The organism is Nguyenibacter vanlangensis (assembly GCF_013376155.1).
GTDB lineage: Bacteria > Pseudomonadota > Alphaproteobacteria > Acetobacterales > Acetobacteraceae > Gluconacetobacter > Gluconacetobacter vanlangensis.
In genome coordinates this window covers 1-1516 of the sequence record NZ_JABXXP010000666.1, presented here as the reverse complement: position 1 = coordinate 1516, position 1516 = coordinate 1, and the positions used below count along the sequence as shown (strand labels likewise).

At 68.1% G+C, this 1516-nt stretch carries 2 protein-coding genes; both read left to right on the top strand.

Features of this window, described 5'->3' with window-relative positions:
• Positions 1-174 precede the first annotated feature (174 nt).
• A complete protein-coding gene (gene dnaN, locus HUK84_RS17830; RefSeq protein ID WP_176641444.1) occupies positions 175-1299 on the top strand; it encodes a DNA polymerase III subunit beta in 1125 nt (374 codons plus the stop codon).
• Positions 1300-1322: 23 nt separating this feature from the next.
• A partial coding sequence (locus HUK84_RS17825) for an AAA family ATPase (protein ID WP_176641443.1) occupies positions 1323-1516 on the top strand: 194 nt, incomplete at its 3' end.

Genomic DNA, 1516 nt, shown 5'->3' with positions numbered 1-1516 from the left:
GCCGGGCCTTTCCGCGTGCGGCGCGCGCTGCTAGTGTTGCGCGCCGAACATCATGCGCGACCGTCGGACCGCATGCGAGGACCGCGATACACGATCCGCGTCACCCACCGCGCCGCAGACCCGATGGGGATCGCGCCGCGCCAGGACGGTGCCGGGCAAGGAGAGTCTCTACCTATGAAGCTGAAGGCTGACCGCGCGACATTGCTCAAGGCCCTGGCCCATATCCAGAGCGTCGCCGAGAAGCGGAACACGATTCCGATCCTGGCCAACGTCCTGATCAATGTTGCCGACGGTCGCCTGACCCTGACCGCCACCGACATGGAAATCGCGGTGGTCGAGGAAATCGGCGCCGAGACCACACGCAACGGCGCCGTCACCGCGCCGGCCGCGGTGTTGTACGAGATCGTGCGCAAGCTGCCCGACGGGGTCGCGATCGAACTGGACCATGCCGGCGGCGACGCGCCGCTGGCGCTGCGGGCCGGGCGCTACGCCACCAGCCTGAACGTGCTGGATGTCGACGATTTCCCCTCGATGATGGCGGGCGCCCTGCCGCATCGTTTCAACGTGCCGGCCGCCCTCCTGCGCGGGCTGATCGACCGGACCCGTTTCGCGATCTCGACCGAGGAAACGCGCTATTACCTGAACGGCATCTATCTGCACGTCGCCACCGGCGATGACGGCCCGATGCTGCGCGCCGTCGCGACCGACGGCCATCGCCTGGCCCGCGTCGAAACCGAGGTTCCGCCGGGCGCCGAGGACATCCCGGGCGTGATCGTGCCGCGCAAGACGGTGGCCGAACTGCGCAAGCTGCTGGACGAGGGCTCGGAAGACGTGGCGATCGGCCTGTCCGATACCCGCATCCAGTTTACGGTCGGCACCGTCACCCTGACGTCGAAGCTGATCGACGGGACCTTTCCCGAATATGACCGGGTCATTCCCCGCGGCAACGACAAGATCCTGCGCGTCGGCAAGCGCGACTTCTCCGATGCCGTCGCCCGCGTCGCCGCGATCAGCCAGGAACGCTCGCGTCCCGTCAAATTGTCGCTGGGCCATAACCTGCTGACCCTGTCGGCGGTCAGTCCCGACCAGGGCACCGCGAAGGAAGAACTGGACGACAACAGCGTCACCTATGACGCGGCCCCCCTCGAAATCGGCTTCCAGGCCCGGTACCTGAACGACATCACCGACCAGATCGACCGCGATGTCGAATTCGCCTTCTCGGACAGTTCCGCTCCCACGATCGTGCGGGACGTCGGCAGCCCCTCGGCGCTGTACGTCCTGATGCCGATGCGGGTCTGACCGGGGGCGTTCCCTGCCGCGCCATGGCCCGTCTGGACCGGCTGGCCCTGACCGATTTCAGGAATTACCGGCATCTCGCCTGGCGGCCGGACTCGCCCGTCACGGTCGTGGCGGGCGAGAATGGCAGCGGCAAGACCAACCTGCTCGAAGCCCTGTCGCTCCTGGTCCCGGGGCGCGGGCTGCGCGGGGCGCGCGGGTCCGAGCTGGCGCGTCACGG